At 32.4% G+C, this 26,278-nt stretch carries 45 protein-coding genes; 1 reads left to right on the forward strand and 44 read right to left on the reverse strand.

Annotated elements, in window-relative coordinates; all coding sequences use genetic code 11:
• Positions 1-105 precede the first annotated feature (105 nt).
• From EDM57_RS04180 to EDM57_RS04325, 30 genes are all read right to left on the reverse strand, one after another.
• Positions 106-1,731: a recombinase family protein gene (locus tag EDM57_RS04180; RefSeq protein WP_122903515.1), complete on the reverse strand. Its 1,626-nt coding sequence runs from the start codon at positions 1,729-1,731 to the stop codon at positions 106-108.
• Between the two features lie 91 nt (positions 1,732-1,822).
• Entirely contained in the window at positions 1,823-2,005 is a 183-nt protein-coding gene (locus tag EDM57_RS04185) for a hypothetical protein (protein ID WP_122903516.1), read from the reverse strand.
• A gap of 37 nt (positions 2,006-2,042) precedes the next feature.
• Positions 2,043-2,687, reverse strand: a complete 645-nt coding sequence (locus EDM57_RS04190) for a hypothetical protein (protein WP_122903517.1) — start codon at positions 2,685-2,687, stop codon at positions 2,043-2,045.
• 33 nt (positions 2,688-2,720) lie between these two features.
• Positions 2,721-2,921: a hypothetical protein gene (locus EDM57_RS04195; RefSeq protein WP_122903518.1), complete on the reverse strand. Its 201-nt coding sequence runs from the start codon at positions 2,919-2,921 to the stop codon at positions 2,721-2,723.
• 25 nt (positions 2,922-2,946) lie between these two features.
• Complete coding sequence (locus EDM57_RS04200; protein ID WP_122903519.1) at positions 2,947-3,225, reverse strand: hypothetical protein; 279 nt, start codon at positions 3,223-3,225, stop codon at positions 2,947-2,949.
• Positions 3,225-4,130, reverse strand: a complete 906-nt coding sequence (locus EDM57_RS04205; protein WP_122903520.1) for a hypothetical protein — start codon at positions 4,128-4,130, stop codon at positions 3,225-3,227. Before EDM57_RS04205 ends, EDM57_RS04200 begins: the two co-directional genes overlap by 1 nt.
• Before the next feature lie 44 nt (positions 4,131-4,174).
• Positions 4,175-4,468 (reverse strand): hypothetical protein, encoded by a 294-nt coding sequence (locus tag EDM57_RS04210; RefSeq protein WP_122903521.1) that lies wholly within the window; start codon positions 4,466-4,468, stop codon positions 4,175-4,177.
• Positions 4,469-4,505: 37 nt separating this feature from the next.
• Positions 4,506-4,823, reverse strand: coding sequence for a hypothetical protein (locus EDM57_RS04215; protein WP_122903522.1), 318 nt, complete (start codon positions 4,821-4,823; stop codon positions 4,506-4,508).
• A 238-nt stretch (positions 4,824-5,061) separates the two neighbouring features.
• Positions 5,062-5,727, reverse strand: coding sequence for a hypothetical protein (locus tag EDM57_RS04220; protein WP_122903523.1), 666 nt, complete (start codon positions 5,725-5,727; stop codon positions 5,062-5,064).
• A gap of 30 nt (positions 5,728-5,757) precedes the next feature.
• Positions 5,758-5,985, reverse strand: a complete 228-nt coding sequence (locus EDM57_RS04225; RefSeq protein ID WP_122903524.1) for a hypothetical protein — start codon at positions 5,983-5,985, stop codon at positions 5,758-5,760.
• A 14-nt stretch (positions 5,986-5,999) separates the two neighbouring features.
• Positions 6,000-6,353, reverse strand: coding sequence for a ribonuclease H family protein (locus tag EDM57_RS04230; protein ID WP_170163367.1), 354 nt, complete (start codon positions 6,351-6,353; stop codon positions 6,000-6,002).
• Positions 6,346-7,080: a metallophosphoesterase family protein gene (locus EDM57_RS04235; protein WP_122903526.1), complete on the reverse strand. Its 735-nt coding sequence runs from the start codon at positions 7,078-7,080 to the stop codon at positions 6,346-6,348. The genes EDM57_RS04230 and EDM57_RS04235 overlap by 8 nt, the downstream gene beginning before the upstream one ends.
• Positions 7,043-7,480: a hypothetical protein gene (locus EDM57_RS04240; protein ID WP_122903527.1), complete on the reverse strand. Its 438-nt coding sequence runs from the start codon at positions 7,478-7,480 to the stop codon at positions 7,043-7,045. The genes EDM57_RS04235 and EDM57_RS04240 overlap by 38 nt, the downstream gene beginning before the upstream one ends.
• A 19-nt stretch (positions 7,481-7,499) precedes the next feature.
• Positions 7,500-7,712, reverse strand: a complete 213-nt coding sequence (locus tag EDM57_RS04245) for a hypothetical protein (RefSeq protein WP_122903528.1) — start codon at positions 7,710-7,712, stop codon at positions 7,500-7,502.
• A 241-nt stretch (positions 7,713-7,953) separates the two neighbouring features.
• Positions 7,954-8,535: a thymidine kinase gene (locus tag EDM57_RS04255; protein ID WP_122903530.1), complete on the reverse strand. Its 582-nt coding sequence runs from the start codon at positions 8,533-8,535 to the stop codon at positions 7,954-7,956.
• Between the two features lie 30 nt (positions 8,536-8,565).
• The gene (locus EDM57_RS04260) at positions 8,566-8,847 is read right to left on the reverse strand and encodes a hypothetical protein (RefSeq protein ID WP_122903531.1); all 282 of its coding nucleotides are present in this window, start codon (positions 8,845-8,847) and stop codon (positions 8,566-8,568) included.
• 77 nt (positions 8,848-8,924) lie between these two features.
• Positions 8,925-9,191 (reverse strand): hypothetical protein, encoded by a 267-nt coding sequence (locus EDM57_RS04265; protein WP_122903532.1) that lies wholly within the window; start codon positions 9,189-9,191, stop codon positions 8,925-8,927.
• 1 nt (position 9,192) lies between these two features.
• The gene (locus EDM57_RS23110; protein ID WP_170163368.1) at positions 9,193-9,354 is read right to left on the reverse strand and encodes a hypothetical protein; all 162 of its coding nucleotides are present in this window, start codon (positions 9,352-9,354) and stop codon (positions 9,193-9,195) included.
• 427 nt (positions 9,355-9,781) lie between these two features.
• Positions 9,782-10,270, reverse strand: coding sequence for a reverse transcriptase-like protein (locus EDM57_RS04275; RefSeq protein ID WP_170163369.1), 489 nt, complete (start codon positions 10,268-10,270; stop codon positions 9,782-9,784).
• Between the two features lie 36 nt (positions 10,271-10,306).
• On the reverse strand, positions 10,307-10,471 hold the full coding sequence (locus EDM57_RS23115) for a hypothetical protein (protein WP_170163370.1): 165 nt from the start codon (positions 10,469-10,471) through the stop codon (positions 10,307-10,309).
• 66 nt (positions 10,472-10,537) lie between these two features.
• A complete protein-coding gene (locus tag EDM57_RS04280; RefSeq protein ID WP_122903535.1) occupies positions 10,538-11,056 on the reverse strand; it encodes a dihydrofolate reductase in 519 nt (172 codons plus the stop codon).
• Positions 11,053-11,898, reverse strand: a complete 846-nt coding sequence (gene thyA / locus EDM57_RS04285) for a thymidylate synthase (protein WP_122903536.1) — start codon at positions 11,896-11,898, stop codon at positions 11,053-11,055. The genes EDM57_RS04280 and thyA overlap by 4 nt, the downstream gene beginning before the upstream one ends.
• Before the next feature lie 49 nt (positions 11,899-11,947).
• On the reverse strand, positions 11,948-12,337 hold the full coding sequence (locus EDM57_RS04290; protein WP_122903537.1) for a type II toxin-antitoxin system HicB family antitoxin: 390 nt from the start codon (positions 12,335-12,337) through the stop codon (positions 11,948-11,950).
• A gap of 122 nt (positions 12,338-12,459) precedes the next feature.
• A complete protein-coding gene (locus EDM57_RS04295; protein ID WP_122903538.1) occupies positions 12,460-13,032 on the reverse strand; it encodes a hypothetical protein in 573 nt (190 codons plus the stop codon).
• Positions 13,033-13,070: 38 nt separating this feature from the next.
• Positions 13,071-13,460, reverse strand: coding sequence for a hypothetical protein (locus EDM57_RS04300; protein ID WP_122903539.1), 390 nt, complete (start codon positions 13,458-13,460; stop codon positions 13,071-13,073).
• 18 nt (positions 13,461-13,478) lie between these two features.
• Positions 13,479-13,748: a hypothetical protein gene (locus tag EDM57_RS04305; RefSeq protein WP_122903540.1), complete on the reverse strand. Its 270-nt coding sequence runs from the start codon at positions 13,746-13,748 to the stop codon at positions 13,479-13,481.
• A gap of 2 nt (positions 13,749-13,750) precedes the next feature.
• Complete coding sequence (locus EDM57_RS04310; RefSeq protein WP_122903541.1) at positions 13,751-13,990, reverse strand: hypothetical protein; 240 nt, start codon at positions 13,988-13,990, stop codon at positions 13,751-13,753.
• Positions 13,991-14,602: 612 nt separating this feature from the next.
• The gene (locus tag EDM57_RS04315) at positions 14,603-15,187 is read right to left on the reverse strand and encodes a hypothetical protein (RefSeq protein WP_122903542.1); all 585 of its coding nucleotides are present in this window, start codon (positions 15,185-15,187) and stop codon (positions 14,603-14,605) included.
• 30 nt (positions 15,188-15,217) lie between these two features.
• On the reverse strand, positions 15,218-15,481 hold the full coding sequence (locus EDM57_RS04320) for a hypothetical protein (RefSeq protein ID WP_122903543.1): 264 nt from the start codon (positions 15,479-15,481) through the stop codon (positions 15,218-15,220).
• Positions 15,482-15,504: 23 nt separating this feature from the next.
• The gene (locus EDM57_RS04325) at positions 15,505-16,752 is read right to left on the reverse strand and encodes a zinc-ribbon domain-containing protein (protein ID WP_122903544.1); all 1,248 of its coding nucleotides are present in this window, start codon (positions 16,750-16,752) and stop codon (positions 15,505-15,507) included.
• 142 nt (positions 16,753-16,894) lie between these two features.
• Between EDM57_RS04325 and EDM57_RS04330 the strand changes: the two genes are divergently transcribed.
• Positions 16,895-17,797, forward strand: coding sequence for a phage lytic cycle repressor MrpR family protein (locus EDM57_RS04330; RefSeq protein ID WP_122903545.1), 903 nt, complete (start codon positions 16,895-16,897; stop codon positions 17,795-17,797).
• Positions 17,798-17,862: 65 nt separating this feature from the next.
• Here EDM57_RS04330 and EDM57_RS04335 read toward each other — a convergent pair whose 3' ends face one another.
• From EDM57_RS04335 to EDM57_RS04400, 14 genes are all read right to left on the reverse strand, one after another.
• Positions 17,863-18,090, reverse strand: coding sequence for a hypothetical protein (locus EDM57_RS04335; RefSeq protein ID WP_122903546.1), 228 nt, complete (start codon positions 18,088-18,090; stop codon positions 17,863-17,865).
• 175 nt (positions 18,091-18,265) lie between these two features.
• Complete coding sequence (locus EDM57_RS04340) at positions 18,266-18,940, reverse strand: pyrophosphohydrolase domain-containing protein (RefSeq protein WP_122903547.1); 675 nt, start codon at positions 18,938-18,940, stop codon at positions 18,266-18,268.
• Between the two features lie 48 nt (positions 18,941-18,988).
• Positions 18,989-19,231: a glutaredoxin family protein gene (locus EDM57_RS04345; RefSeq protein WP_122903548.1), complete on the reverse strand. Its 243-nt coding sequence runs from the start codon at positions 19,229-19,231 to the stop codon at positions 18,989-18,991.
• The gene (locus tag EDM57_RS04350) at positions 19,209-19,880 is read right to left on the reverse strand and encodes a GIY-YIG nuclease family protein (RefSeq protein WP_246005735.1); all 672 of its coding nucleotides are present in this window, start codon (positions 19,878-19,880) and stop codon (positions 19,209-19,211) included. The genes EDM57_RS04345 and EDM57_RS04350 overlap by 23 nt, the downstream gene beginning before the upstream one ends.
• 100 nt (positions 19,881-19,980) lie before the next feature.
• Entirely contained in the window at positions 19,981-20,409 is a 429-nt protein-coding gene (locus tag EDM57_RS04355; protein ID WP_170163371.1) for a flavodoxin family protein, read from the reverse strand.
• Positions 20,393-21,436 (reverse strand): ribonucleotide-diphosphate reductase subunit beta, encoded by a 1,044-nt coding sequence (locus EDM57_RS04360; protein WP_122903550.1) that lies wholly within the window; start codon positions 21,434-21,436, stop codon positions 20,393-20,395. The genes EDM57_RS04355 and EDM57_RS04360 overlap by 17 nt, the downstream gene beginning before the upstream one ends.
• Before the next feature lie 22 nt (positions 21,437-21,458).
• The gene (locus EDM57_RS04365) at positions 21,459-23,780 is read right to left on the reverse strand and encodes a ribonucleoside-diphosphate reductase subunit alpha (RefSeq protein ID WP_122903551.1); all 2,322 of its coding nucleotides are present in this window, start codon (positions 23,778-23,780) and stop codon (positions 21,459-21,461) included.
• Between the two features lie 52 nt (positions 23,781-23,832).
• Positions 23,833-24,162 carry a hypothetical protein gene (locus tag EDM57_RS04370; RefSeq protein ID WP_122903552.1) on the reverse strand — a complete coding sequence of 110 codons (330 nt, stop codon included), beginning with the start codon at positions 24,160-24,162 and terminating at the stop codon, positions 23,833-23,835.
• A gap of 34 nt (positions 24,163-24,196) precedes the next feature.
• A complete protein-coding gene (locus tag EDM57_RS04375; protein ID WP_122903553.1) occupies positions 24,197-24,394 on the reverse strand; it encodes a hypothetical protein in 198 nt (65 codons plus the stop codon).
• 19 nt (positions 24,395-24,413) lie between these two features.
• Complete coding sequence (locus tag EDM57_RS04380) at positions 24,414-24,614, reverse strand: hypothetical protein (protein ID WP_122903554.1); 201 nt, start codon at positions 24,612-24,614, stop codon at positions 24,414-24,416.
• 342 nt (positions 24,615-24,956) lie between these two features.
• Positions 24,957-25,151, reverse strand: a complete 195-nt coding sequence (locus EDM57_RS04385) for a hypothetical protein (RefSeq protein WP_122903555.1) — start codon at positions 25,149-25,151, stop codon at positions 24,957-24,959.
• Positions 25,152-25,181: 30 nt separating this feature from the next.
• Positions 25,182-25,418 carry a hypothetical protein gene (locus EDM57_RS04390; RefSeq protein ID WP_122903556.1) on the reverse strand — a complete coding sequence of 79 codons (237 nt, stop codon included), beginning with the start codon at positions 25,416-25,418 and terminating at the stop codon, positions 25,182-25,184.
• 19 nt (positions 25,419-25,437) lie between these two features.
• On the reverse strand, positions 25,438-25,824 hold the full coding sequence (locus tag EDM57_RS04395) for a hypothetical protein (RefSeq protein WP_122903557.1): 387 nt from the start codon (positions 25,822-25,824) through the stop codon (positions 25,438-25,440).
• Positions 25,825-25,838: 14 nt separating this feature from the next.
• A complete protein-coding gene (locus EDM57_RS04400) occupies positions 25,839-26,138 on the reverse strand; it encodes a hypothetical protein (RefSeq protein WP_122903558.1) in 300 nt (99 codons plus the stop codon).
• Positions 26,139-26,278: the final 140 nt, after the last annotated feature.

The raw sequence follows: 26,278 nt of genomic DNA on the forward strand, positions 1-26,278 counted from the left end.
GGCAATGGTACTGGGGTGTAAATAAGCCTATTTTGACAACAAATTAATCCAACTGACAAGCCTACTTTCATAACCATTGCTATTGGTAGTGTTGTGAGAGTAAGTCTATTTCCCCATAGAATAATCACCAGTTTTCATAAGCTTTTGAAGTATCTCATCAAATTCTGTCCTTAGTTTTACATCAATTTTTTTATCAAAAAAATACACTCTGTTGACTGCATTAGCCAACATCATTTTTTTGGTATCATGATCTCCTCTTCTGTATTTATCCTCCCATTCTTCCATTGCTTTCTTCAGTTTATCGATCTCTTTTTTTCGCTCATCAGCCTTGCCTAATTCTGCCTTGTATTGATCTATTAATTTTTGACAATTATCAATTTCAGATTCTTTTAGGCGGATTTGTTCCATAACATAATCTTCTGTCAGTTTACTTTCTCCTAAAGCAATTTTTACAATTAAATTTTTAATGGCTTCTAATTGTAAGTTTAAGTTTTGTTTTTCTTTCTCAAGATTTTTTATTTGAAATTGTTTTTGTTCATATATGCTATCGAAAACATCTGTTACTAGGTTATTAAACTCATCTGAATTTGAGATTATATTTAATAACTTAATAATCTCACTCTCGGTTCTGTAATCAAATTTTTTTGCACCGAAGTAGCTTTTTGGATGAGTTTCTCTGTGATGCAGAGATTCCCGACAAACATATCTCCAATACGTGTAACTGGCTTTCGTTCCATCTAATCTTGTTCTTGTTTTGGTGCTAGAATCTGCATAAAGTTTAGAGCCGCAATACCCACATCTTGCCAGTCCAGAAAGAAGAAGATTGGCACTAGTAGATGGTACATTTATAGGTTCATTTATTTTGATTTTTTTATTCCTTACATCAAGTATTTTTTGTGTTTTGTTAAATATATCTTCTGGAATAATTACTAGATCTTCACGAAAAGGCTTTAATTTTATTCCATCTTTGTCTGCTGTGTTGTATCTCTGTCTCCCAATGTATATAGGATTACGCAAAATTCTTCTAACTGCATTGCTACGCCATTTCTTTCCATCTTTTGATAAGAAGCTATTTTCATTCAGAAAATTTGTAATCCTATCTGCTCCGTAACCTTTTTCAACAACTAAATAAAATATCAATTTTACAATTTTAGATTCATTTTCTGATATCATAAGATCCTTTATGGTTTTATCGTATTTTGGATGCTTGATTCCTGTGTCAAACATTTCATAGCCAAAAGGAATATTACCTCCTGTCCACCTCCCTTGTTCATTCATCTGTTTTAGGGCTTCAGAAACACGAATTGAAGTTTTTTTACTTTCTCCCTCTGCTACCCAAAATCTTAAAAATGATAATAGGCTATCTTCATGCTTTTCATTATTGTTTAAAATCCCGTCTTCTACTGACCATACTTCAACCCCTTGTTTTTTTAAAAATTCAAGCATAAAAGGTATTTCAAATTTGTTCCTTCCAAGTCTATCGTCTTTCCAAACAATCAAAATGTCAAATTTTCCTTCTTCTGCTGCTTTCTTAATAACTTGCAACTTATCTCTTTCTTGAACGCTCTTTTTAAAACCTGACACGCCTAATTCAGATAATTCCTCAAGCAATTCCCAATCAGGTCTCTTCTGCACAAATTTTCGTACAGCATTCCTTTGCATTGGTATATCGTCTTCTATTGCTTGCTTTTCTGTTGAAACTCTATATAAAGCCCACACTCTTTTTTTCATCTTTTACATAGACCTCCTTCAAAAGATATTATACCATATATAAACAAAATAAAAAAACACCCCACTTTATTATGTGGAATGTTTTTTTATTTTAAATCACGCTATCATATAACCTTCTCATTGCCATTAATGTGTTCATATGATCCTCTCTATTGTTTGTAAACGTGATGATTACATGAAAACCATCTGTTGTTTTTTCACATTCTGCGGTAACTGTCCCATCTTCATTTCTTTTATATATATATTTGTTTTCCCCTAGATAGAAACTATTCATTTCATTCTCCTCCTTAATATTTTTGCCCATTCAATAGTTAAACAACTAATGTTTCAATCCATTTTGCTGTTTTTTGAAGTTGCAATTTATCCAAATATCCCTTTTCGACAAACAATTTGCATGACTTATTGACAAAATCATTAATCTTATACCTATAATTACTTCTCAGCTTTTCATGATTAATTCTAATCCCGATCTCAGAACAATCTTCCCTGCTTAATCCAGATTTAGCCGTCCGAACAGCGAAATCCCAAAAATCATTAATATGTATGAAGAATGTTTCATTCTCATATATTCTTGTTTTCAATTTACGCTCACGAAAATTAACCACAAATCCAGCGATAACGCCCTGATACTTAACTGCTTCTCTGAGTTCCTTAACCTGATTTGCTTTTATCATGACATTCGTTTTTTTATTTTTAGGTTTTTTATCAGGTGAACTTACACCTTCTACGTATGGATTGAAACTGATTGATGCGCCTTTAGTGCTTTTTAATTCAAGCAGCCATAGAAATGGTGGGTTATATTGGATAGCATCACATGGATTTTCCGATTGAAATGATGAACTATTGCCTTGCAACCATTTAGCCCCGTCCCGAAGTCTCATATAGAAGTGTTCAGACGATTTGTAACTGTCTCGCCAATTTTGTTCAAACTTTTTACCGTCTTTTGTATTAGCCATTTGTTCACTCGCTTTCCAAATGAATTGTGAATTTCATTGGATTTCTTTTAATAACTCATTAGCAAAAAAGTGATGCCGTTTTGCCATAATCAATATCTGTTCGTTTAACGGCTTACCCTCAATCTCTTCAAGCGTTTTTTGTGTTAGTTCATTGCCCTCTAATGCACATGTAGATAATACTGCAATCCATTTATTTCTTAACTCCAACATCTTACCAAAACCAATAGTGGCCATATAACACCTCATAAAGGGGAGTAGTTTATTCTGTCTTGTCTACCCATTTCAATACTTCAACCTTTTTAAGTTCAACCTCTACGCATTCCACTTCATCTTCATATTCCCACGGGCTTTCATCTTGCATCTCAGTTGCACCAATGCTGTAATAAGCACGATAAAACTTCCCTTGATATTCAAAAATGATTTTATGTTGAATACTCCATCGTGAATTACCTACAATCTCATCGAGAATTGCTGAATGCGGAAGATCAAGTTTGTTAATAAGAAAATCTTTTTTAAATCTAATAATTCTGGGTTTCATTAATTGTCCTCCTTTAGAACAACTCCGTAACCTTGACAATGTTTACATTCAACATATGGTCTGTTGATTTCCGCAATCAACTCCTGAAGATATGTATTAATTTTATTTTTCAAATCCTGTTCATTTTCGCCACTAAATTCTGTAGCAGGTTCGTAATCCTTTTTAACATCAGGACTAATTTCTAATATCGTGATTTCTTTTGTATTTCTATAACGTTTAACAAAATTTGGCTTTCTTCTGGTTCCCTGATTTAAATTCACTTCATATTCAAACGGCTCATAGAGTTCAATTTTTTTCTTAACTCTAAATACAAAATCATAATCTGCATCAATTTTTGCATAACGTTGATCGATATTTTCTCTAATATATTTTCTAATGATGTTAAAACTATCTTTTCGAGTCATTTTACATGGTTTTGTAGGTAGTAATACGGGGTGTGTATTTAGCAGATCAAGAAAATTATATTTAAGCTCATACTCTTGTTTGGTGATTTCAAACTGATCTAATTCCTCAATAATATTAATCTCAAATGGAATTTCTTCATAAGTTTCTTCTGTTAGTTCAAATTTCTTTTCATATAATCCAATTACTTCAGCATATGGACTATCTTCGTCTATATATTTTTCATTGATGATTTTTGGAGTTAATTCACTTTCAGGAAACCCTGCTTTTAACTCATATCTTTCATTAATCCTTTGAGGTGGCACTCTACGTTCGACTTTATTAGGAATTGACTTTAGTTCATACCATGATTTCTGATACGTCTCTTTTGGCTCTACTCCATCAAACAGATACTGCTTAATGCGCGAAGTATGATAATAAGAGTTTTCGATGTTATCTGAGATAAATACTTTTTCTTTTGTCTTGATAGCAATTAGTTTTAATTTTGTTTGATTTTCTTTCATATTAATCCTCCTGTGTTTTATTATTTTTGAATCAAAGGTGGATTTTAAAGAATTTTGTAAGCTGTGAATCTATTATGTAATTCAAGTACAAGATTTTGAATGTTTACTTTAAATTCTTTTAGATGAACAATTTGACCAATTATATATGCAATTCTTTGTCGCTTAGAATAATAATCCTCATCTTTGATTAATACCTTATTGATTTCAAGGAAAATTGATTCTGAAACAGATTCTGCCAACTGCTCTTTCAATAAGCTTTCTTGGAGTTCTATTTCTTTGATTAAATGTTGGACTGATTGAATTGCTTCCTCGCACACCTCTTTTAACTTTTCACCCATTTTATAACCCTCTCTTTCTTGTAAAGCAATAATATAATTAATTCCATAATCTTCTTAAACAATCACCAACATAGTTAACCAAGGTCAGATTGTTTTTTGTTTCTTTTAGCCCTTTCCAAATTGGATAGGCAGGAAAATTATACTTTTTTCCCATATAACATAAAGCATCAATAAATCTTCTCAAATCGGCAATCATTTGTGGATTTTCCAAGTTGTCATACATATAATCAACGATCATTTTTGCTAATCTTTCATCTGCTCTATACCCTCGAAGAGATTCATCGTCTACTTTAATTCCCCAACACTCAGCCAACTCTGACCAATCATAGCCATTGAATTCAAATTCCTTACTCATGATACCTCCATTTTAATCTCTCTTTTTGAGCCATTTATAATACCCACATTTCTTACAAGCATAAGATCTTTCCTCGTTGCTCTCATAAATTAGAGACCATTTATGTATCCCTAGTGAACACAGGATATAAAACTTTTGAAATGGTATCATTTAATAGCTGCGCTCCAATAAAATTAATTTGCTAAAGTCATTCCCTGAACTAATCCTTTACCAGTCCTTTCTTTGATAAGGCTATTTTTTATTCAATGATTTCCAGTCTTACTTTCTTGGCACGAGTAATCATATCTTCAACATTGATTCCATTAATAAAGAAATCTTTCGAGCTATTTTCGCCATGCTGAATGAAAAATTCCCCTTCTACAACGTTTAGCACATGACCTTTCATTCTATTAAGAAATGTGTTAATATCTTCAAATTTATATGTATCATGAACCACTCTGTCACCAACATTAAACTTAAAATGAATGCTACTTTCGCAATCGCCATAACCATAACCATTAAAAAGCCCTGTGATCTCTATGTTTTCAAAATTAAAATACTCTTTTAGACATTGAACCAAATATTCGCTTTTCTTAATGAAATTATCTTTGAAATATTTAATTGCATCTTCCACTGTTGAAAACACAGAGTAGTAATAAGTATCCTCAAAATCTGGATTTTTTTTAATTTTAAATTCTAAATTTGATTCATAATTCTTAAAATACATACTTACATGGATATCTTCACTGTTATTCTCAACAATATCAATGTCAGCGTCAGGAAAAGCATTTTTTAAAGTATCATAGATATCAAATGATGATTCATCAGTTAGTTCTTTTATGTAGTTATTTTTAATATGAGAAATAAGCTCTTGTTCGCTTGTAAATTTGATATTGTCGATTGTGCAGATATATTGTTTTTTCATTACTGACAACACTCCTTTGATTTGAGATTATTATAAAAATGCTTTAATCAAATCCGAAGTAAGCTCTCTTCCATTTTGAAAGAATCTAAATTGAAATTTCAATTCCCCATTTTCCCATGTTTCCATTCGATATGTATAAAAATCTCCACTTTCAGTTGATAGCTCGATTGCCTTTTGTGCTACCTTTTCAGGGTCTGTGCCTTCATAGCAGTAAAAATCATGAACCCAATCATATTTGTTAAGTTTGTAAATTTTCATATTTCCTCCTGAGTTTATGCATAAGCTAAATTGCGCCCACTATTTGATTCCTTTTTTGAATTCCCTAATAGTCTTACATTAAACACTTTGAATTTATTGCGGTTCAGAGAATACAATCTGTTATTGCGCCAGTTGGTGTATACATATTTTGAATCAGTATATACTATAACTTTATTAATTTTATTTTCTAAAGCCCACTCTAACATCTTATTGAATGCCATCATTTCTATTACTGCGTAATTTCTATTGCAATCTAGCAATTCATAATGCTGGTATTCAATATTGTCTTTACAATCTGTAATTGTAAATGCCAATGCCGATCTTTTGCCGACAGACTGTGAGGTTCCATCTATGTATGCTCTATACATTTGCATCCTCCTTTGAGCTAATGAAGTGCTGTGTATATTTCCCATCTGTAATTTCTAAGCAATTCAATTGATAACCATAGGCAGTTCCCCCATCAATTCCAATCTTATCATCAGCAAACCATATATTAGGCTTGCCATGAAGGTTAATGCATGGAGTGTGACCGAACACTATTGTTTTATCTGTTTTGGTTGGGTGATAATGGAATAAATTACGAATCCAGAGCATGTCCTCATGTGGTGTGAGTCGCCAGTTTTCATAGTTGGGATTTAATCCAGCATGAACAAAGATGAAATCATTCGTTTCGTAAAAGTATGAAAGCTCCTTTAAGAAGTCTACATGGTGTTTGCAATGTTTTAAAATAAAATTCTTTGCCTTTATAGTATCAATGCCTGAATCAAAGAAATCTAAACCACAATACGATTCAACAGTTTGCAGACCACCATTTCTAAAGAAGTTGAACTCATTCATTCCATCATTAGTGATAAGCCAGTCCAAAAACATTTGGTCATGGTTCCCTCGAAGAACTACCACATCATATGTATTCGCTAGTTCAATAATTTTTTCTATAACCTCTTTGCTTTTCTTGCCACGGTCAACGTAATCTCCTAGAAGTATCAGTTTGTCTTGTGTTGGGCTATAGTTAACTTTTTCGAGCAATTTGATAAATTGATCGTACATGCCATGTATATCACTTATAGCAAGTATCCTCTTGTTTTGTTGATTCATAAAAACTCCTTTCGCAATTATAATCATACAAAGCTTCAATAAAATCATCTTTTAGATATTGTGGAAGCATATTATAAATTTCATTAATAGTAAACTTGTCTTCGCTGTTTTTGAGCATTATTTCTTTGTATTCTTGAATTATTTTATTCTTTTTTTGAATATAGCCTTTATAGGCATGATCCTGAAAGGTGGTAATAACTATGCTAAATGTTAGAAGAATCACAAACATAATAGGGAGCCAAATAGGTTCGCGCAACGGATGATATTTAAATATCGTAAAAAGACAAAACAGAAATGAATATGCTGCTATTAATCTTAGGCTGATAGATAGAAAGAATTTTTGTTTAGACAAAATAAAATTCTTATAGTTATATTTGATTTTATTTTTTATTGTCAACATTTATCATCATCCTCGTCATTCAAAGCAATCTTCCTATAATTGAATGAATATCTTTGTTTTGATACAGATTAAAATAATGTGGGAATTTAAAACTGTCTCTTTTGTTGGCTTTTGCTCTGCCAGTTTTCGTTTTAATTATTATAAATTGACCGTTAAAGGCTTGTATCTTTTCCCAGTCGCCATTTTCAAAATTTAAATCGTCCATTAAAAATGCAGGAACTTTTATGAACATAATGTACACATCTCCTTTGCATATGAAGTAGACTAATCTTAGTCTAGGTTCCCTTCTTTGTTTAACCTCCCGTAAATTGCACCAAAATGGTTAATGCATAGCTTTTTGAAGCACTCACTGTTGTCACATATTAAATAGTCGTCGATTTGATATGCATAATCTCCCTCAAGCATTTCTTCTTTGCATGCACATTTTGCAACTTTTAAAGTACTACTTTCAATATATTGAAATCTGTCCATTATCATTCACCCCTTGTTGGAGGGTTTTTGTAATGTTGTCTACAAACAGACTTGTAGACATCTTCAATGCCTAATTCAATAACCTTTCCAGTGTAGACAGGAATGCCATCTTTAAATTTAAGGATATGTGTTGCTTTTCGGTTACAATAGCTGCATACAGTTTTGATTTCCTCGATTTTATCTGCCATGCATAATATAGCCTGACTCCCTTTAAACAATTGATTTCTAAAGTCTTTGAGTAACCCATAGCAAATAACCGGAATATTAAGCCGATCTACAACTTCAGCAAGTTGTTGAATATGTATTGGATCAACAAATTGAATCTCATCCACTAATACACAGTCTGGCATGTTTTCTTCTATTAAACTATAAACATCGGTTTTAGGCTGTATTGGAATTGCATCTCGACTAACCCCCACTCTTGAGGTAACTTTCCCCTTGCCAAAGCGAATGTCAATTTCAGGAGTAAACACCATAACTTTTTTGCCCGATTTTTCATAGTTGTGCGCAGTTGTTAATAGCAAAATTGATTTTGATGCATTCATCTGTCCATATTTAAAATATAATTTTGCCGTAAAAATCACCTCTTATCACTTTAAATTTTATGAATTTGTTTATACTAGATGATATTGAATGTTTTTATTTTCTTTTATAATAAGATACTTTGAAAGTTCAGGTTCATCTTCTACTTCCATCCATTTTACGATTCCCTCATATGTATTAAGCAAGCCTTGAAATATTTCACCGCTTGCTGCCAAATGTTGTTTTAAATCATCAAATGTTGCTAGACTAGGGCTTTCGTCAATTGATAATGCATAGTCTAGGTTGTCTGTGACTAAAGAACTGCAAATGCTGTCAGAATGATTATAACGGCAAAGATAAACTTGTTTAATCATTATTGTCATCCTTTCTCATTCATATTTTAAATATGTAAGCTGTTAATCAGCAAAGTGCAACTAAACCAATTGCTTGTTCATTCTTCATCAATACACTTTTTCTTTTTTTTATTTTGTTTTATTACTTTAAACCAGTCTCTATATGTGGCTAACATGCCAGCGATGCATATCACACATGTAAAGACTCCAGTAAATGCACTCGACTGTCCACCGATCATTAATCCTAGAGAAATGCCAATTCCAAAGCCCCAAAATAAAAACATAGAACTGAAGAGAAGTATATACATTTTATTCATAGCCCCTTTAATTTCCGATTTGGCAGTATTTTTAAGTTTAAAGTTCACATTATGGCATCTCTTGTTGTAGGCACTCTTCTCGTAAATCATAATCAAACTCCCATTGCTCAATAAGTTCACTTAGTATGTATGAGTCGATTGTTTTATTCTGTTTTATGTTGTCATAGATAGCCATTTTCACTCTATTAAGCACATACTTATCTTTTGTCATAGATTGTCCCCTTTCTAATCAATTTGATTTTTATAGCAATTTAGAAAGTCTTTTTTCCAATCTTTTTCGTTTATTTGCAGATTGGTTGGCTTTTTGAATATGCCTCTTTTCTTCTTTTCGCAATAGTCTCAGTCGTCTAATAATATCTTGGATTTCTGCTTCTAAATTATTTATAGTATCACGTCCTTTTTCGTTAAAACTAATATTTTATCGTGTCTTCCTGAGCGCTAGATAACAATCAATTTCCTTTTTAAATTTTTTATCTATGCTGTATTGAATACAACTAGACGCAATTAAGTTCATTATCATATCTTTAACTCTCTCTTTAGTTTCTATGCTCCCAAAGATTCCATTTGCAATGGTAATTGCACATTCCTCTATTTGATTTAGATTCAATTTATTTCTCCTTTCTATATGTTATACAATTTCACTTTGCAATTACTTTCTTTTTCTTCTCTCGATACTTAAAGTTAAAATCAAACATCTTCGGGATTGTTATATATGTATCTTTTACAATTTTATTTTTAACCCCTTTTACTTTTTTATTTTTTGATAATCGATCCGCTTCATTGTTTTCATTTCGAGCTACCCACTTAAAGGTAATGTTTTTGAAGTGTGGAATATACTCTTCTATAATTTTTCGCTTGCTTACATTCCTTTCTCCTTTGCCCCTCCCATTCGCAATGTCAATTACATTTCTATTGTCACCACAAATTATTACATTCTTGATACCAAGTTCCTTAAGTTTTCTTAACAGCCTAGCTAATGCGATCCATTCCGCATGGTTACTATCGTCAGTTGTTGTAATAAAAATTTCTTTATCAATTGCTTTCTTTTTGGGATTGTAGATTACATATGCTAATGTAGCTGTTCCATTTGACCAATTGTAAGAAGCATCAAAATATGCTTTGTGCAATATCTCCCCCTCCTTCTTAACAAAGAGTACAACATATTATGTTATGTATTCTATATGCCACTCCCCATTTTCCCATATGTAACACACAGGCATTGAAAAATAATATTTACTTTCGTCAACGTAAAATATATCTCCCTCCTTAGCTTTGTTTGGCAAATCTTTTAAAAAATTGAGAACGTATCCTGTTGTCATTGCTGTCATGAAATGAAGTCCTCCGATAAAGCAAATGAGTCTAGCAAGTTTTACCTTGTAGACTCATTTTACAATCTATTTGCTAGTTTGTAAATACGTTTTATTATTTTTATTTTTTATTTCGTAAACAAAGAACGTATGATCATGTTTGTTTTGCTCATCTTTTATTCCTTTTTTCATACTGACTAGTTCCCAGTCATTCATATCAAAAACAGGAAAGTATGTATCGCCCTCGAACTCGGCATCGACAAATGTGATATATATTCTGCTTGTATGAGGCAAAAATTGCTTATAAACAGAAGCGCCGCCAATAACAAAGACTTCATCTTCATTTCGGTATCTTTCTAAAATATCTTTTACTGAATGACTTACATAACATCCTTCTACATGGAAGTCCGGTCTTGACGTTAAAATAACATTTGTGCGATCAAATAGTGGTTTCTTTAAAGACTCAAAAGTTTTTCGTCCTTGTACTACCACTTTACCCAATGTTTTCTCTTTGAAATAGGCTAAATCTCGTGGTAGTTTCCATGGCAATGAGTTGTTATTGCCAATGAGTCGATTTCGGTCAAAAGCTGTGATAATTGAAATCAAATAGCTACCTCCATTTTAATAGCTGGGTGGTATTTATAGTCAATGAGTTTGAAATCATCGGGGGTAAAGTCGTAAAAATCTTTAACATCTGGATTGATCCATAGTGTTGGGGCAGGATATGGCTCACGTTCAAGTTGTCGTTTTAATGCTTCTACGTGTCTATCGTACACATGTGCATCATCAATATCAAAGATTAATGTCCCTAATTCATGACCTGTTACTTGAGCAATCATTCTCTGTAATACTGAATACTGGAATACGTTAAATGGGTTCCCTAGTGCCATGTCATTGGAACGAATTCCTACAATTAAATGAAGTTTTCGTCCTTTTACTAACCAGTTCGTTTTCCATACACATGGAGTTAATGCCATTTCATCAAGGTCATCTTTGTCCCATAATGTCGTAATCATTCTACGTGAAGGATTGTTTTTGAGGCTCCAAAGTAAATAATCTACCTGATCTAATAATTCCCCGTTAACTTTACGACACTTCTTCCCAAGCTGATATCCGTATGCAGACCCAATTGTGCCAGCCCACTTACCTTTTTTAATCTCCCATTCGTCCCAAATATGCACGTTCATTTTATGTAAGTCTTCAATCCTGTTAGATTTCATTTGCCAAATCCAAAGCAATTCTTTAATTGCAGTTTTCCATGCTACTTGCTTTGTCGTTAAGATTGGAACTTCTAAGTTATCAAATTGCATTTTACAAGAGATAAGGCTTTTTGTATAAGCAGGTGTCCCATCTGCCCATCTCGGTCTTACATACACTCCTTCATCTGAATAACCGTTTTCAATGATATTTCGAACAAGGTCTAAGTATTGTTTGTCTGCTGAATTCATAATTCACTTCCTATATTTTTATATTTAATTAGAGAAGTGACTGTATCAGTCACTTCTCGTCAACCCCCAAATACTTTTTCAAACCCTCTTGCAATATACGTGAAAAGTTCACATTGTTCTCTGTTGCAATATCATCTAACCATTGGGGGATTGTTAAAGTTTTTTTAACTGCTCTATTTTCCATTTCATCTCTAAAAGGAGGCATCCAAGCTTCAATTAAACAAACAATTTCATTTTCTTCAGTGTTGATATCCTTCACATTTGAGGGTTCTGGAATCGGGTCATTATCCTTTTCCATGCTGTATAAATGTAAAGCCATTGCTTCTTTAGCCATTTTAATGGCTTCTTCCTCATCTTTGCCACAAGTTAGACACCCCGGTAAATCGGGAAATTCGACTGCTACTCCTCTCTCTTCATAAGTAAAAATTGCTGGATAAATGTAGCGGTCTTTTTTTTCATCAAGTTATCCTCCTTATACGTGTATGTAAACGTATTTATATAATAACACGTACAAGGAGGCGTGTCAAGTCGTTAAAAATTTGAACGAAATTCTGCTTTTATTTAATTAATATGGACGGCCCGTGCCGCATTAATTTTAATATCTTCTCCTATTTCAATAGAACTACCTGATTCATACACAAACTTAATGACATCTTTGTTTAACTGTTCAATATGCAATTTCATAATATCTCCTTCTTCGTTAAATGGTTCAAATTGAAAATATAAATCCAGTGGTGATACATTTATTGAATTTGTATTAAATGAGAGTTTGTTAATGACTTTTGCTTTTGGAATTTCATAAATTACCTTTACATCATTCTCCGTGTCTGCATCTCGATAATATCCTATTGCGATTAATTTACAGTTCTTTGATTTGCTTTTATTAAATGTAATGGTTGTTGATTGTTGACCAGAGTTCAGTATCTTTTGATAATCACTCAAAACAGGTTGTTCATTTTGTTTCCCGATAAACTTAAGTAAATCTTGATCTAATAATGCATCTTTGACAAACATTCCTGATTGAGTTCCATCAATCTGAATATGACTTTCTTTTAATGTCGTTAGATTTGCCACCAGATTTTCTTCTTCATCAAAAATCATTAAATCTACAACATCATGATTTCCGTATTTCATAATTAATTCCTCCCATATATTTTTAAATCAAATACAATTTATATTGAAATTTTATCTGCCGTAACAGTTAATGCTCTGCTAATTGCTTCGGCAATGTCGCTTGCCAAAGTATTGGCATTTGCACTCACGTTAATTGTTAAATTGCTAATGCTTGATGTCGTTTCTTTGATATTAAATTCTTTAAACAATTCATCCTTAGTTACGTTCTGATTTTCAAGTTCTTGTATATACCAAATTAAATCTTCTCTACGTTCTTTATCTAAAACAAGTATATCTGCAATTAAGTCTACAATTTTGTCATGACTTTTCCAGATGTCATCTGCGATATCTTCTTCGCGCTTATTCCAATATTCTTGACCTTGATTAAATGTGAATACACAAATATCTACAAGTTTATCAATAATTTTATATGTATTAATATTAATCAACTCCTCATCAAAACATTTTTATTCAGATAGTTCTGCTCTCGGCTCATTGCAGTGAATCTCACTGTATTTCAAAGGATTCTTAGAAACTGCATCTGTTGTAGTGTAGTTATTGGTAAGATATGTCCAACCATTGAACTTAGGTTTATTCATTAGCTCATATTCCCGAACCAGCTTCACATAAATATCAGCCAACCTACTGTATTCTCCATAATGCCTTGCTTCAAGTTGTTTGTCCATTTCCTTTGACAGTTGTTCAATTTTCTTACGCAAATCTTCTTTAATTAACATTCTTACCTCTCCTTATTAAATAATTTTTTGATTAATGGAATTGCCCCTTCTGAAGAATAAGAAACCTCTCCACCTTTAACTCCTACAATGATCAAAATAGCACTGATAAATATTACTGTGTTAAGCAAAAACCAACCAAGACCACCAGTGAGCGTAATTTCTATATCAGGAAATGCAATCGAAAGAATTAAAGTTATTATGACAAACAGATATAAAATCCAATGATTTTTGAAATGATTCATTCCCACTTTCCTCCTAATAATTTTTACATTTAGATTGCTTGATTCTAAAACAATGGAAATGTTCACAGTCAAAGCCATCATGGGGATCTGTGTAAATATCTAACAATTTACAATAGCCATCTCCAGTATAGCTACCTTCCTCGTCACCGTTAAAATTGTAATGGATGCAGAAATCGCAAATGGCACCCGTTTCTTTACAGTCTTGACTGCAATATTCAGCCATAACTTCAATCCTTTCTCTTTAAAATCATTGTTTGATCAGGTTTTCAAAAACCACTCAATCACTTCTTCTTTTGTAGCTTTTCTAAGAAAACTTAGGATTTCTGTTTTGCATTGATTACAGTGATTAATTTCGTTTTCGCAAATTAAATTAATAATGCCACATTTATTACACCTACTCCATAAGTATGCACCATTATCGAATTCTTTTTCAATTCTTTGTCGTTTGATATTTTTATATTGAATTAAATTAGTTATGTTTGAATTAATAATGTACATCACACCCTAGTGGTTTAAATTTTGTTATCAGGAGGCTATAATCCTCCCAATTATAGCCTCCGTTTTGAATATTACTCAGTTATGTATTTATTTTTTGTTTTATTTTAGATTGGTCTACCTGTTGAATAATTTTTTTGCGTTAACAAACCTGCCCTCAATAAATCCCGTAACAATTTCAAGTTTCATACTCTCTGTCAATTCACGCAATTTATACATATCAATTCCTTCATCAATAACAATTTGCCTTTCATTTTTATATTTTAGTTCGTTTAATCCATAAATTCTTTCATAACCGTATTCCCCTCTTAATTTTTCTGCAATTTCACTAAATGGAACGGCTACGGCAATATCAAATTCTTTAGCAAATTTAATCAAAGTTGAAGTTTTCCCAGTACACCTATCTACAGAATAAATCTCTACCAGTTGTCTTGTGACTGATGCCTTCAAAAGTTTTTCATATAATTCATTGTTTAGTTTAGGTTTTAATCGAGGAAGGTGATATTTTAGTTTATTCATCATATCAAGTAGTTCACGTTTTGTCTTAACATGTTCATCTGGTGTATTATCATATTGATGCTGTAACTCAAAATATTTTTTCAATTCATACTCATGTTCAAATGGTATATTAAATTTTTCATTCCATAGATTAAATTGCTCCTGTACATAACGCTCACGGTCGCTCACATTTTGAATTGACATTATAAATTCCTCCTAAATATTTTTTAATGTTTAATTTTTACCTTCCCAAAAATCTACATATTCTTGTAATTTTTTAATAATAATTTTTGCATTTTCAATTCCTAGTCCTACGCATGAACTATTTTTCCAATAATCAATTACCCCATTTTCAAATACACCCAATTGAACAAAAATCGGTAGATGGTTCATTTCTGGGAAATTCTCATTAACATTCGAATCAATCTCGATATAGTATGTATAAGATTCTTCATAAGGATCATCCCATGTCAACGATAATTTTTCTATGTTTTTCATATTTATCACCTCCTTTCAATATTTTAACTTGCTTGAGATATGTATTTTTCATGTGACCAATCTGGATGGTTGACTAAAAACTTATGTACTAAATCTTTGTCTACATCTTGCTTGTCAATTAACCTAAAGTATGCTAAGACGTGCTCTAGTATGTATTCTATGTTGTCGTATTCCCAGTAAGGAATACGGATAAGAGGGATGTCGTTTTGGATGCAGTATTGGTTTTTGATTTGATCGGTTGCTTTAGTTCGCAAAAAACTATCTTTACCAAAGGAAGGTATGAAATGCTGAATTCCATCATATTCAACTAAAAAATGTGTTTCTTTGGACTTAATCGAAAAATCAAACCTTAATTTTGTTATGTTTTTACAACTCTCAAATGCAAACTGCCTATTATAGATAACATTATACAATTCTAGAATTTTTGCAATTAATTTTTCACCTTTTGACTCTTTACAATATGGACATCTATTTCCTCTCAGAAACATATTTGGAGTTACTTTATATGTATTTCCACAAGTCTTATGTTTAATTAGAATTTTACTCATAGTGTTTTCATATTTACTCAGAATGGTATATTCACTTCCTACCAATTGATAAACTTCATTTTCAAATTCTTCATGACTTTTCTTTTTTCTGGTTGAACAATTACCGCATCTATATCCATTAATAAAGTCTATCGGTCTAACAAGATATTCAAATCCACATTGTTTATGTTTGATTTTTATTTTAGTGCTAGAATTTTTATATTCTCCTAGTATAGTATATTCATTTTTCCCCAATGTTTTTACAATATTTTTGAATTCATCGGCAGTCCTCTTTACGCAGTTTGCACAATAAGGACAGCCTATCTTTGTTTTCTTAGAAATAATATTATGTGGTTTTGTTGTGAAAACATGATTTTTATCACATTTAAAAGTAACTGGTAATTTCATATTTATAAAATCACCAAATATCGTTATTTTATTTTGAAATTTTTCTTTTAATCTTTTTGTAAATTCAGATTTAGTTATCTTTTTATTTTCAGCAATTGCTAACAATCTTGATAGATTTTTTCTAGCGATATTCTTCTTCCCGCATTCTGGACATCCTTTAGGTTTTGTTTTGTGAATTATACTATAAGCCACTGGTTCCCATTCATGATTGCAAATATTACATTTAATTAAAATTTTTTCTCTTTGATTATTATATCTACCTAGTACAGTATATTTGTCTCCATGTTTCAAAAAAACTTCTTCAATATACTGCTCATGTGTTTTTCTTCTAGTCATTTCTCCTCCTACGTCTAGGAGGCGATGCATCGCTTTATTACACTAGTGTACTCCTTGATTTTTTGTCGAATGATTTTATTTTACATTTTTATTATTTTAGGTTATAATTGGTATAAAAATTAATTGAAAGGAGTCTTAATCCATGACAACAGTGAACTTTTTTAGAACAATGAATGAAAAAGATTTAACTACATTGGAAAATCAATTCAACAATCCACAATTTACAGTTATCGCTCGACTTTTATTTGAAGGTGTAAGAGGATATGAATGCAGCGAGATCACCAATTTAAAAGTCGAAGATATCAATTTTGAAACAAAAGCTCTAAAACTACATGATTCTAAAGGCAGTGAACGCGATTTGGCTGTCAGTGATAAGTGCATTAACTTATTGAAACAGGCAATTGAACAAAAGTCCTTCATATACAAAAGCTCTCGTGACAATGAATTAAGAGAAAGGGAATTTGTTAACTCTGAATATGTAATTAGACCAATTAAAACAATCAAGGAGACAACTACTCCAGTCTCACAATATGTACTCTATGCTAGATTGCAACTTCTTAAAGAATTTTGTAATGAGAATATTAAAGAATTTACTCGTGAGATTACTAAAAAGTTCAATAATGAGAGTGGATTTGTTCAAAGAAAACTAAGTAAACAAGAATTGGATCAGATTGATGAAAAATGCAGTATTCCACAACTTGCTGTTGTTGTTCGGTTGATTCATGAAGGAGTTACACCTCAAGAGATAGTCAACCTTAAAAGACAAGATGTAAATTTCGAGACAAATGAGTTGCTACTGACTGACGTTAATGGTAATCAACGAAAACTGGAAGTAAGTGAGAACTGCATTCAATCAATTGCTAAAGCACTAGAGCAAATAAAACAGAAAGAGATCCCTGAGAACGATTATGTATTGAAGCCATCAAAAGCATTAGAAACTTTATTTACCAAAACTGAAGATCAATGCACTTTACAAGAAGTAGTATATAAATATAATACCGTAATGGAATGGTACGATCATTTTAAAATTGGAACTGACGAATAAAGTTTTTACTCCACTCTCACTCATGTAGAGTGGAGTATTTTTTTGAATCAAATCAAAGACAACTTTTATTCAGTTATCTTTAGAACCTTCAGATTGACACCTGCTGGAACAGTAATTAGATTAACCTTCTTTTCTAAGCCTTCATTAACCAAATCATGAATAGCCTTTGCTCGTTCAAAAGTCATTTCCTTGTCAATCTGTAATACTAATGTATCGTTGGGTTCTAGATTTAGTTCACTATCAATAATGACTTCACCATTTTCATTTACAGTTTGTAGTTGATATTTCGCCATAAGAAATCATCCTTTTCCCAATTAAGTGAAACCAATTTAAGACAGCTTTATTTAGTCTTGAGTAAGCCAATCAATATAATCATTAATACAATAAATCCAATTAGATGAAAACAAAGCGTTTCTACTCCTATATGTATCACCTTCTGGTTATAGTGAAATTGAATCCACTATAACGTCATTTCCTCATTTGACGTTCAATTTCGGCTTTGAGTTTTGGCTCGGGAGCTTCCCATCCGTTAGGCTTGATAATTTTGCCATCTTCTTCGCGGAAACGTGGCTTCCCATCCTCCCAAAGTTTTGACATATTTGCTTTTTGAACGATGTCAAATAGTCTTTGCGGTTTAATTCCCATGACCACAAAGTCACCATGATTAAAGTAACTTAGATCAATCAGTGCATCTACTTGTGCTACAAGAACATCTTCAACTGGTTCATTTTTTTCAATGATTTTATTCACTGTTTGGTCGATTGATTGTTTTAATTGCTCAATCATATTCAAAAAGACAGCTTTATCTCCTTTGGCAGTAGCATAAAGAAATTCAACTAGCTCTTCAGCTTTCCAGTTGGTGCGAGTCATTGCAATATCTTGGGACATAATTGTTGGTTTGCTATTGTGAATGTGGTTAAATGACTTGTGGAATTGGTATACTTGTTTTGTTGCATAGTCTAGACCTTTTAACACTTTTCGTTTTTTATTATATTTTTTTAGTTGATCTTTATCAAACCATTTAGTTTTTCGTTTGTTTTTATTAAAGTATGTGACTTTAGCTTGGCTATTGTTGATTTCCTTAATAACTCCTTTCTTCTTCAACTCTACGATATATACACGATCTTCTACCTTGAATTGCATAATGTGTATTCCTCCCTAAGCTCAAAATTTTTTTAAAATTACTATATCTTATTTTAGTTTGTTAATCATTTCTGTGAGTTCCGCAGGTTTAAATCCTACTGAGCGTTTTGCTTCTTCCCCATTATCATCAAGAAGAATTGTTACTGGCACTGACATTAAGCCATAATGAACAGCGTATTGTGGTTGTTCAAAAGGATTAATTGATTCATACTTAACGCCTTTTGAATCAAGGAATTGTGTTACTAAAACACAACTTGGGCAATTATCTTTATAAAATTTGAGTAGTTTCATGGAAATCCACCTCTTGTTTCTCATTTTTTAGTAGTCTTTTCCACCATTGCTTATATAGTTTTTTATTTCTTATTCTACTGGCAGTTCCAGATGATAAATTAAATGTTTCCTCTATTTCAGCATTTGTATATCCTTCATTTATCATTTTAACTATTTTAACAAACATGTCTTCACTTACTTTGCCTCTATTCTTTAACTGCTCTTCTGAGTTAATAGGAGTATAATCTTTTATACTATCCCATAACTTTTTAAATCTTTTCTTATGTCTAATCAAGGATACATATCGTTCGTGTAGTTTGTATTTAGATGCAATTTCTCTATTTGTACTCCCTTTTTTCAACATCTCTACAATCTCAAAAAATTGTTCATTTGTAATTTTAGCTTGAGGATTGTTTTCGCCTAATATTCTTTTAGAGCGTTTCTCTCTTTCGATATCAGAAACTATTAGTCCATTTCCCCCTTCGCCTCCTTTAGTTTTATTAAATCCTTTGATATATGTATTGAACATATCAATATAAAACATTTCTGCGGCACTAAGAGTTTCTGGATCAATATTACTGAATTCTATTAATGTGTCATATTCAAGATTTTTGTATTTATCAAATGCTCTCTGCATGTGTTTATTGTAATGCTTTCCTTTTTTGAGCATACTCAAGTGTTCCTTATATCTTTTCTTTTTATTTATTTGAGTGTCTTTACCGATGTATCTTCTGTCTCCAATTTTTAATTCATATATTCCTTGACTCAGTTTACTTGATACCTCCTTTACATATCCTATCAATAATCATTTGAAATTCTTGTTTTGTTTTTTCGGTTGGATAACTTTCAAACTTAAACTTAAATATGATTCTATTCTTGTGTAGCAATAGTTCCTCAATTAAATCAAGTGCTCCACAATAATACCTGTATATTGAATTTCCACTGCCAAATAGCCCGATATCTTTCCCCTCAATGCTTAATAATTTATCGCGTATTTTTTTAAATACATTGGGAGGGATACCATCCCCAATGGTAGGTGTTCCAATGAGGATGGTATCATAAGTGTTAAAATTAACCTCTTCAGGTTTTGTTTTTTGTAAGTTAATCACGTCAAAATCATATGTATTGGTTTGCTCTACTAATGATTTTGTATTACCAGTTATGGAATAATAGAAAATCGCTTTAGAGGTCAAATCCATCGCCACTCTCATGAGAGTAGTTAATGACATTTGTTTGGAAAAAGTCAGACCTTGTAGCAAGCCCACCTTCTTTTTTCTTTTTGCTACCATAAGTAAGAATCCATTTGGATCTCAGTTCTTTATTCTCAGGAAATACCTCTTGTATTCCAGCATTACGACAGATGACATTGGTGAGATATTCAACATAGTCTGAATACTCATTAATAGTCATATTATCAATACCATCGAAGATGAATGCTGCCCAAGCCTTCTCCTTTTCGACACAACGCTTAATAAATTCCAATGTGAATTCCATATTTTCTTTTGTGTTTAACTCTGGGAACTCCAACATTAGAATTTGCATAATTGTACCGAACAGGACTGAGTGTTGAACTTCATCTTCCTTGATTAAATTAATCATGTTGTTGGAGCCAATCATCCTGTTAGTTCTCGCCAAGGAATGGAAGTAAGCAAATGCTCCTGTAAAGTAGATTCCTTCAAGAACTAGATAAGCCAACAATGCTTTGTACAGTTTATCCATTGATTCTGGGTCATCAACAAAGTCTTGAATCAGTTCGAAAATTTCTTTATTTCGTTCCTTTAACAAAGGTAGTTCTTTTGGTGCGTTAAATGCTTCTTTCTTTTCTTCTGCATTTAACATTGTTGATGTGAGATATTGATAAGAACGAGCATGTAAACCTTCAAATGCACCAACTAATTGAATGTTTGCCGCTACACTTGGATCTGTGCAGGTATATCCTAACAAGAAATTAAAACGGTTCGCTACAGAATCCAATTGTGTTAACATACCAGTCAAAATGTTATATACATAACGTTCTCTATCTGTTAGAGAATGTCGATAATGTTTTAAGTCCTCATTCAATCGAATTTCATCTTCGATCCAAAATTCGCCAAACATTGCCCTGTTTAGTTCTAACATGACTGGGTACTTAATATCGTCCCAGTCACAAATTCCACTAGCTTCACCCTTAAATATCTTCGTTGCTTTATTATTTACCTCTCCATTAAAAACTCTGAATGGCTTCATTATATCCTCCTTACTACATCAATTAAGCTTCACACGCTATACAATTTCCTGAGCGGTTTACTGCATTTGTGTCAGTGTAGGTGTAATACAGAGTTTTAATATTTGATTCCCATGCCGCAATATGTAGCCGCAATAATTCACTTGCCTTAATGTCCTTGTGAACATGTACATTATGCGAGATAGATTGGTCAATATGTCTTTGTGCAGCAGAAACAATTTTCAAAGACCACATCTCATCCATTTCAAATGCTGACTTATAGAACCAAATTGTCTTAGGACTGAAGTTGATGGGAACCATAGTAACCTTCATTCCTGCCTTTTCTTCTTGATAAATCACTTCGTACAGTGCGTCTAATGATGGAGAACCATTCATAATAATACTGTTAGATCCTGTCGGAGCAACTGCCGCCAGATAGGAATTTCTTATGCCTCCATTCATGACTTTTGATTTCAACTCTTGCCACTCTAAAGAATTGTATCCACGCTCATCGAAATATTCACCAGTATTCCACTTTGAACCTTTGAATAATGGATAGCTTCCTTTTTCAACAGCTAATTTATGAGAAGCTAAGATGTTTGCATATGCAATTTTTTCAAATATCTCATCCACATATTCAGATGCTTGATTTGACTCCCAACTAATACCTTTGTCTGCCAATAGAGTAGCAAGACCAAGCGCACCTGCTCCAACCGCACGATAAAGTTGATTTGTATAAGTCGCTTGCTCTACAGGAGTTCGATTAAGGCTAATTACGTTATCAAGTAAACGAAATTGAATATCTACTACTCTCTGTAAATCAATATCTTGAGTGAACACATTATGTAAGACTAGTGAACTCAGATTGCAAGTAACCAATCCTTCGCCTTTTTTAATTTCAACTACTTCTCCATCTTCTTCAAGTGCCTTATGGATAAATTCATCTGTAGCCATGTTCTGAACGATCTCGGAACACAAATTTGAACCCAAAGGCACTCCGGCATGGCTATTTGGATTAAATCGAGCGCAAGTATCTGAAAAATAGATATATGGTACGCCAGACGTTTTTTGACTCTCATAAATCTTTTTGTAGATATCAGTAGCCTTAACAGTTTTCTTAAGTTTTAAGTCTGCTTTTTCAGCAATTCGATAATGGTATGTAAAAGCATGATCTTCTCTGTTAGGTTCTTCGTCCTTGTCTAATCGCTTTTTATCAAACAGGAAGTTTAAGTCAAAACCAAGTTTCGTTCTTACTTCATATGGATCAAACAATGTCCAATTATCACGATTAATTAGTCTTCTCATGAACTCATCATGCAAACAAATTCCAATAAAGACTGAATGCGCTCTGCGTTCTTGTGATCCTGTTTTTAAACGTAAGTCAAGAAAATCCATAATATCCAGATGAAAATCGGGCGTATATAAAGCAAAACCTGCTTTTCGACTTCCCAACTGATCTACATAATCTGCAATAGCATTTAATACTCGTGCCATTGGAATAATACCAGACGCACGTCCTTTGTACCCTCGAATCCAACTTCCTTCAGCACGAAGTAGTCCCAAATAAAAGCCTACACCACTACCATTTTGGCTAAAGATTGATGCATCTTTCCATACATCTGTAATGCTTACAAGGCTATCATCAAATGTCTGAATGTGACAAGAACTTAGACTTCCCATTGGACGACCAGATGACATTAAAGTAGGGGTAGCCAAGCCGATATAATGATTACTCAATGCCCAATATGCTTCTTTTATGTATTCAAATCGCTTATCCTTATTCTCATCTTTTAGTAGATACAATGCAGTAGTCATAAATCGTTCTTGCGGCAATTCCAATACTTCATTATTGTATCCTTTGGCTAGGTAGTTCTTGTTCATCAGAAACAGTCCAGCATAACTGAATAGTCGATCTTTATCTTTATCAATTAGATTCCCTGCCGCAACAAGTTCATCTTTCGTGTAACTTTTAATCAGATCGTCGGCATAAATACCCTTTTCCGTCAAAGAATATACTAGAGAGTAGTAATCTCCGTAACCTTTTTTATAATCAAATCCACGCTCTTTTGATGCCTGCTTGTACAGTTTTCTACGCATAGCAGAAGCTGACAAGAATGTGAAGTGTGGATTATATTTATCAATACGTTCGTTTGCTTCTCGAATAATCAAGTCGAATAGTTTATCTGCCTCAATTTCCTTACGAGTCAGAATTTCTTCAATGAGCGTTGCTTTCAACTCTTCAATCTGCTCACTAGAAAATGTTTTTCCAGTATCCTTTACGATTTCATCCACGAATCTCGTAAAACGTAAAGGCTCAAATTCTGATTTTTGTATATGCGATTTTCGATTTTTTAGTACGAGAGTCAATTTGTTACCTCCAAATGGTGTTTTTAATTATTTTATGTAATAATTTTATTTATTAATATGTTGTAAATTCATTTTCAAGAATCATATCTGCCTCATTCTCAAGATGAATCATTTCATTAGCAATCCCTAAGTTAATTGATCCCATCTCAATGTATCCCTGTATCATCTGTAAAATTTTTTGCTTCTTTTTTATATTTTCTTTATTTGCTACAGAGTACTGTTGTTCAAAAACTAGTTTTGGACATCCACGTTGTTTTCCATCTTCGAATATTATGTAATCTCCAGCCTTACCTACAAACGATTCTTCGTCATTCTCCAATGTGAAATCCTCATCCATTTGTTTCGCTTTTATCACTAAATTATTAGCGATATAGGTTTGCATTTGAACCACCTCCTAGAGCGTTTAGAAAGCATTTTTAATATTGTCCCTTTAACTCTTCATAAGCCTTTTCCAAACTCTTTAATGCTTTTCTTAACTCTTTACCTTCATAGCCACGCTCGAAGTCTCGAACGCTTAAATTATATGCCTGAAACAAATCAATGTCTTTTACACATTTTAATATATTTAGAATCCACTCTTTTGCATCTTCAACATTAGGCACATCTTTTGTCACTTTGTTTTATCGACCTTTCTTATCGTGAATAACTTCCCAGATACTCAAGTTCGGAACCCATTGAAGCAAATTCCATTTCAAAAAATCCTTGAGCTTCAGAGCGAGTTTTCCCTTCATAGTCTAATACTTGATTATTTGATCCAATCCCATAGTATTTTTTCAGTGTCGTTTTAGGTTCAACAGTTTTTGCATGTACAGTGCGATTTTTGAAATTAAACATTATGTATTCCTCCGTTTATTTTTATATTTAATGTGATTTGTAGATGTATTGCTTGTCCGTTTACATTGTCATCACCTCTTTCGTCGGCGTATTGGTATAATACAATATAATTTTACCTTTGTAAATACTTTTATTATTTATTTTTAGTTATTATTTTTTCTATTAAAGAACAATTTCATTCAAATCCAAACTTCCTCATTATAAGCTCTTCTCTTCCAGCAATAATGTTGCAAATACTATTGTCTATTGTAAATGCAATTGTTATGACTCCTAGCGCATAGGAGATAATATGACAACCAATCTTAAATGATAGTTCCATTTTCTATAAACTCCTGATTTCATTCAGATTACTTCAATGATTTCTGACAAGCCAATGCAATATGTATCATCATTACCATCAATAACATAGATGCTCGACTCATCTTTAATTCTAATAATCTCTCCAGTTCTTTCTTCATTCATCGAATACGCGCCCATGTTATCTAAAATTCTAATTCTATAAACGAACCTCACATAATCTCCGTGTTTTAGATTCAATCAAATATCCCTCCCAATCAAAGCGTTGCCTTATTCAAAGTATTCTTCAGGAATTTCATCAAACTTAAGCGGTAAACTACCTACATCGTGAAGCCATTCAATCCCATCATTGTTAAGCCATAAAAATTCAACATCTAGTGTATTATATTCTTGCATATATCGCACTAATTCGCTTTTTAAAATTTCGTGACTTTCATCAATTAATAAACCATTATTAAACAGACCTTCCCAATCGTCACCTTTGACAAGCCATAGTTTATTTTCCATATCTAATCTTTCCTTTCATTCAATACCTAATTGGGTACTGCTCCAAAGTATTGTCAATGATCTCTTTCATTCTTTGAATATTGGTCAATAGTCGATTATCGATGTCGTCATTATTAATTTTAGTTGTAACCCACCCATTCAATTTCTTGTCAGTAATCATCATTCTTGCTTCAGTTTCTTTATCTTCGGATCGATTTAAGAATGAAATGCTAACTACCTTAATACCTTTTGCTTCATAATGATTACGAATTTCCTCAAGTTTGTCATTACTCAAAGCAGTTAACAACTCATTAAGATTAGTAAATTTCTCATACTCCAAGAACTCTTCTTCATCTCCGTAATAACCAAAATCAACTTCATATTCAACAGTACCAATGACATTTTCTGTCTTTTTGTTAATGTTCATGATTTGATACCTCCTTAGACATACAAAGCATAAAATTCTTTTCTAATTGGCTTACGTTTAGTTTTGGGGATTGCTCCAAATACAACCGAAACACCATTATTATTTGTTTTGGTAACGCTACTTTCTTCTGTTAAATCTGAAAGATTAATTTCTTTTACCTCTCTATTTAAATCTGCTGGTCTTGAAAAGAAATCCATAGCAACACAGTTTTTAAATAGCCCAACCTCTTCTGCACTTGCAAATGTTACAGTTCGGTACTTTTCGCTATTAATTAATTCAGCTTCCTTTTGTTTAATAAATTCACTTAGTTTCATTGCGTTTCTCCTTTCTATGAAAGAGTAATTTATTGAGATTTGCCACTCAGAAAACCAGCGTTACTAAATCTGAAATATCTTTTACCAAAATGAATGTATATAAACCAATAACCGCAATCCATGAACCATCTAAATTGAAA

Origin of the sequence: Brevibacillus gelatini (assembly GCF_003710935.1) — a bacterium.
Classification (GTDB): Bacteria; Bacillota; Bacilli; order Brevibacillales; family Brevibacillaceae; genus Brevibacillus; species Brevibacillus gelatini.

Bases quoted from the DNA above. Each gene is read 5' to 3' on its own strand.
- EDM57_RS04245 (WP_122903528.1), bottom strand. From the start codon at position 7,712: ATGTTCATAAAAGTTCCTGCATTTTTAATGGACGATTTAAATTTTGAA.
- EDM57_RS04370 (WP_122903552.1), bottom strand. From the start codon at position 24,162: ATGCAAACCTATATCGCTAATAATTTAGTGATAAAAGCGAAACAAATG.
- EDM57_RS04360 (WP_122903550.1), bottom strand. From the start codon at position 21,436: ATGAAGCCATTCAGAGTTTTTAATGGAGAGGTAAATAATAAAGCAACG.
- EDM57_RS04295 (WP_122903538.1), bottom strand. From the start codon at position 13,032: ATGAAATACGGAAATCATGATGTTGTAGATTTAATGATTTTTGATGAA.
- EDM57_RS04350 (WP_246005735.1), bottom strand. From the start codon at position 19,880: ATGCTCAAAAAAGGAAAGCATTACAATAAACACATGCAGAGAGCATTT.
- EDM57_RS04225 (WP_122903524.1), bottom strand. From the start codon at position 5,985: ATGAAAATTTACAAACTTAACAAATATGATTGGGTTCATGATTTTTAC.
- EDM57_RS04190 (WP_122903517.1), bottom strand. From the start codon at position 2,687: ATGGCTAATACAAAAGACGGTAAAAAGTTTGAACAAAATTGGCGAGAC.
- EDM57_RS04205 (WP_122903520.1), bottom strand. From the start codon at position 4,130: ATGAAAGAAAATCAAACAAAATTAAAACTAATTGCTATCAAGACAAAA.
- EDM57_RS04345 (WP_122903548.1), bottom strand. From the start codon at position 19,231: ATGAAACTACTCAAATTTTATAAAGATAATTGCCCAAGTTGTGTTTTA.
- EDM57_RS04330 (WP_122903545.1), top strand. From the start codon at position 16,895: ATGACAACAGTGAACTTTTTTAGAACAATGAATGAAAAAGATTTAACT.
- EDM57_RS04195 (WP_122903518.1), bottom strand. From the start codon at position 2,921: ATGGCCACTATTGGTTTTGGTAAGATGTTGGAGTTAAGAAATAAATGG.
- EDM57_RS04390 (WP_122903556.1), bottom strand. From the start codon at position 25,418: ATGGAAAATAAACTATGGCTTGTCAAAGGTGACGATTGGGAAGGTCTG.
- EDM57_RS04235 (WP_122903526.1), bottom strand. From the start codon at position 7,080: ATGAATCAACAAAACAAGAGGATACTTGCTATAAGTGATATACATGGC.
- EDM57_RS04340 (WP_122903547.1), bottom strand. From the start codon at position 18,940: ATGCAATTCAAGGTAGAAGATCGTGTATATATCGTAGAGTTGAAGAAG.
- EDM57_RS04200 (WP_122903519.1), bottom strand. From the start codon at position 3,225: ATGAAACCCAGAATTATTAGATTTAAAAAAGATTTTCTTATTAACAAA.
- EDM57_RS04240 (WP_122903527.1), bottom strand. From the start codon at position 7,480: ATGTTGACAATAAAAAATAAAATCAAATATAACTATAAGAATTTTATT.
- EDM57_RS04355 (WP_170163371.1), bottom strand. From the start codon at position 20,409: ATGGATTTGACCTCTAAAGCGATTTTCTATTATTCCATAACTGGTAAT.
- EDM57_RS04315 (WP_122903542.1), bottom strand. From the start codon at position 15,187: ATGTCAATTCAAAATGTGAGCGACCGTGAGCGTTATGTACAGGAGCAA.
- EDM57_RS04400 (WP_122903558.1), bottom strand. From the start codon at position 26,138: ATGAAACTAAGTGAATTTATTAAACAAAAGGAAGCTGAATTAATTAAT.
- EDM57_RS04395 (WP_122903557.1), bottom strand. From the start codon at position 25,824: ATGAACATTAACAAAAAGACAGAAAATGTCATTGGTACTGTTGAATAT.
- EDM57_RS04320 (WP_122903543.1), bottom strand. From the start codon at position 15,481: ATGAAAAACATAGAAAAATTATCGTTGACATGGGATGATCCTTATGAA.
- EDM57_RS04215 (WP_122903522.1), bottom strand. From the start codon at position 4,823: ATGAGTAAGGAATTTGAATTCAATGGCTATGATTGGTCAGAGTTGGCT.
- EDM57_RS04305 (WP_122903540.1), bottom strand. From the start codon at position 13,748: ATGTTAATTAAAGAAGATTTGCGTAAGAAAATTGAACAACTGTCAAAG.
- EDM57_RS04230 (WP_170163367.1), bottom strand. From the start codon at position 6,353: ATGTATAGAGCATACATAGATGGAACCTCACAGTCTGTCGGCAAAAGA.
- EDM57_RS04335 (WP_122903546.1), bottom strand. From the start codon at position 18,090: ATGGCGAAATATCAACTACAAACTGTAAATGAAAATGGTGAAGTCATT.
- EDM57_RS04260 (WP_122903531.1), bottom strand. From the start codon at position 8,847: ATGATTAAACAAGTTTATCTTTGCCGTTATAATCATTCTGACAGCATT.
- EDM57_RS04325 (WP_122903544.1), bottom strand. From the start codon at position 16,752: ATGACTAGAAGAAAAACACATGAGCAGTATATTGAAGAAGTTTTTTTG.
- EDM57_RS04185 (WP_122903516.1), bottom strand. From the start codon at position 2,005: ATGAATAGTTTCTATCTAGGGGAAAACAAATATATATATAAAAGAAAT.
- EDM57_RS04380 (WP_122903554.1), bottom strand. From the start codon at position 24,614: ATGTTTAATTTCAAAAATCGCACTGTACATGCAAAAACTGTTGAACCT.
- thyA (WP_122903536.1), bottom strand. From the start codon at position 11,898: ATGAATTCAGCAGACAAACAATACTTAGACCTTGTTCGAAATATCATT.
- EDM57_RS04210 (WP_122903521.1), bottom strand. From the start codon at position 4,468: ATGGGTGAAAAGTTAAAAGAGGTGTGCGAGGAAGCAATTCAATCAGTC.
- EDM57_RS23115 (WP_170163370.1), bottom strand. From the start codon at position 10,471: ATGACAGCAATGACAACAGGATACGTTCTCAATTTTTTAAAAGATTTG.
- EDM57_RS04220 (WP_122903523.1), bottom strand. From the start codon at position 5,727: ATGAAAAAACAATATATCTGCACAATCGACAATATCAAATTTACAAGC.
- EDM57_RS04180 (WP_122903515.1), bottom strand. From the start codon at position 1,731: ATGAAAAAAAGAGTGTGGGCTTTATATAGAGTTTCAACAGAAAAGCAA.
- EDM57_RS04310 (WP_122903541.1), bottom strand. From the start codon at position 13,990: ATGAATCATTTCAAAAATCATTGGATTTTATATCTGTTTGTCATAATA.
- EDM57_RS23110 (WP_170163368.1), bottom strand. From the start codon at position 9,354: ATGACAAAAGATAAGTATGTGCTTAATAGAGTGAAAATGGCTATCTAT.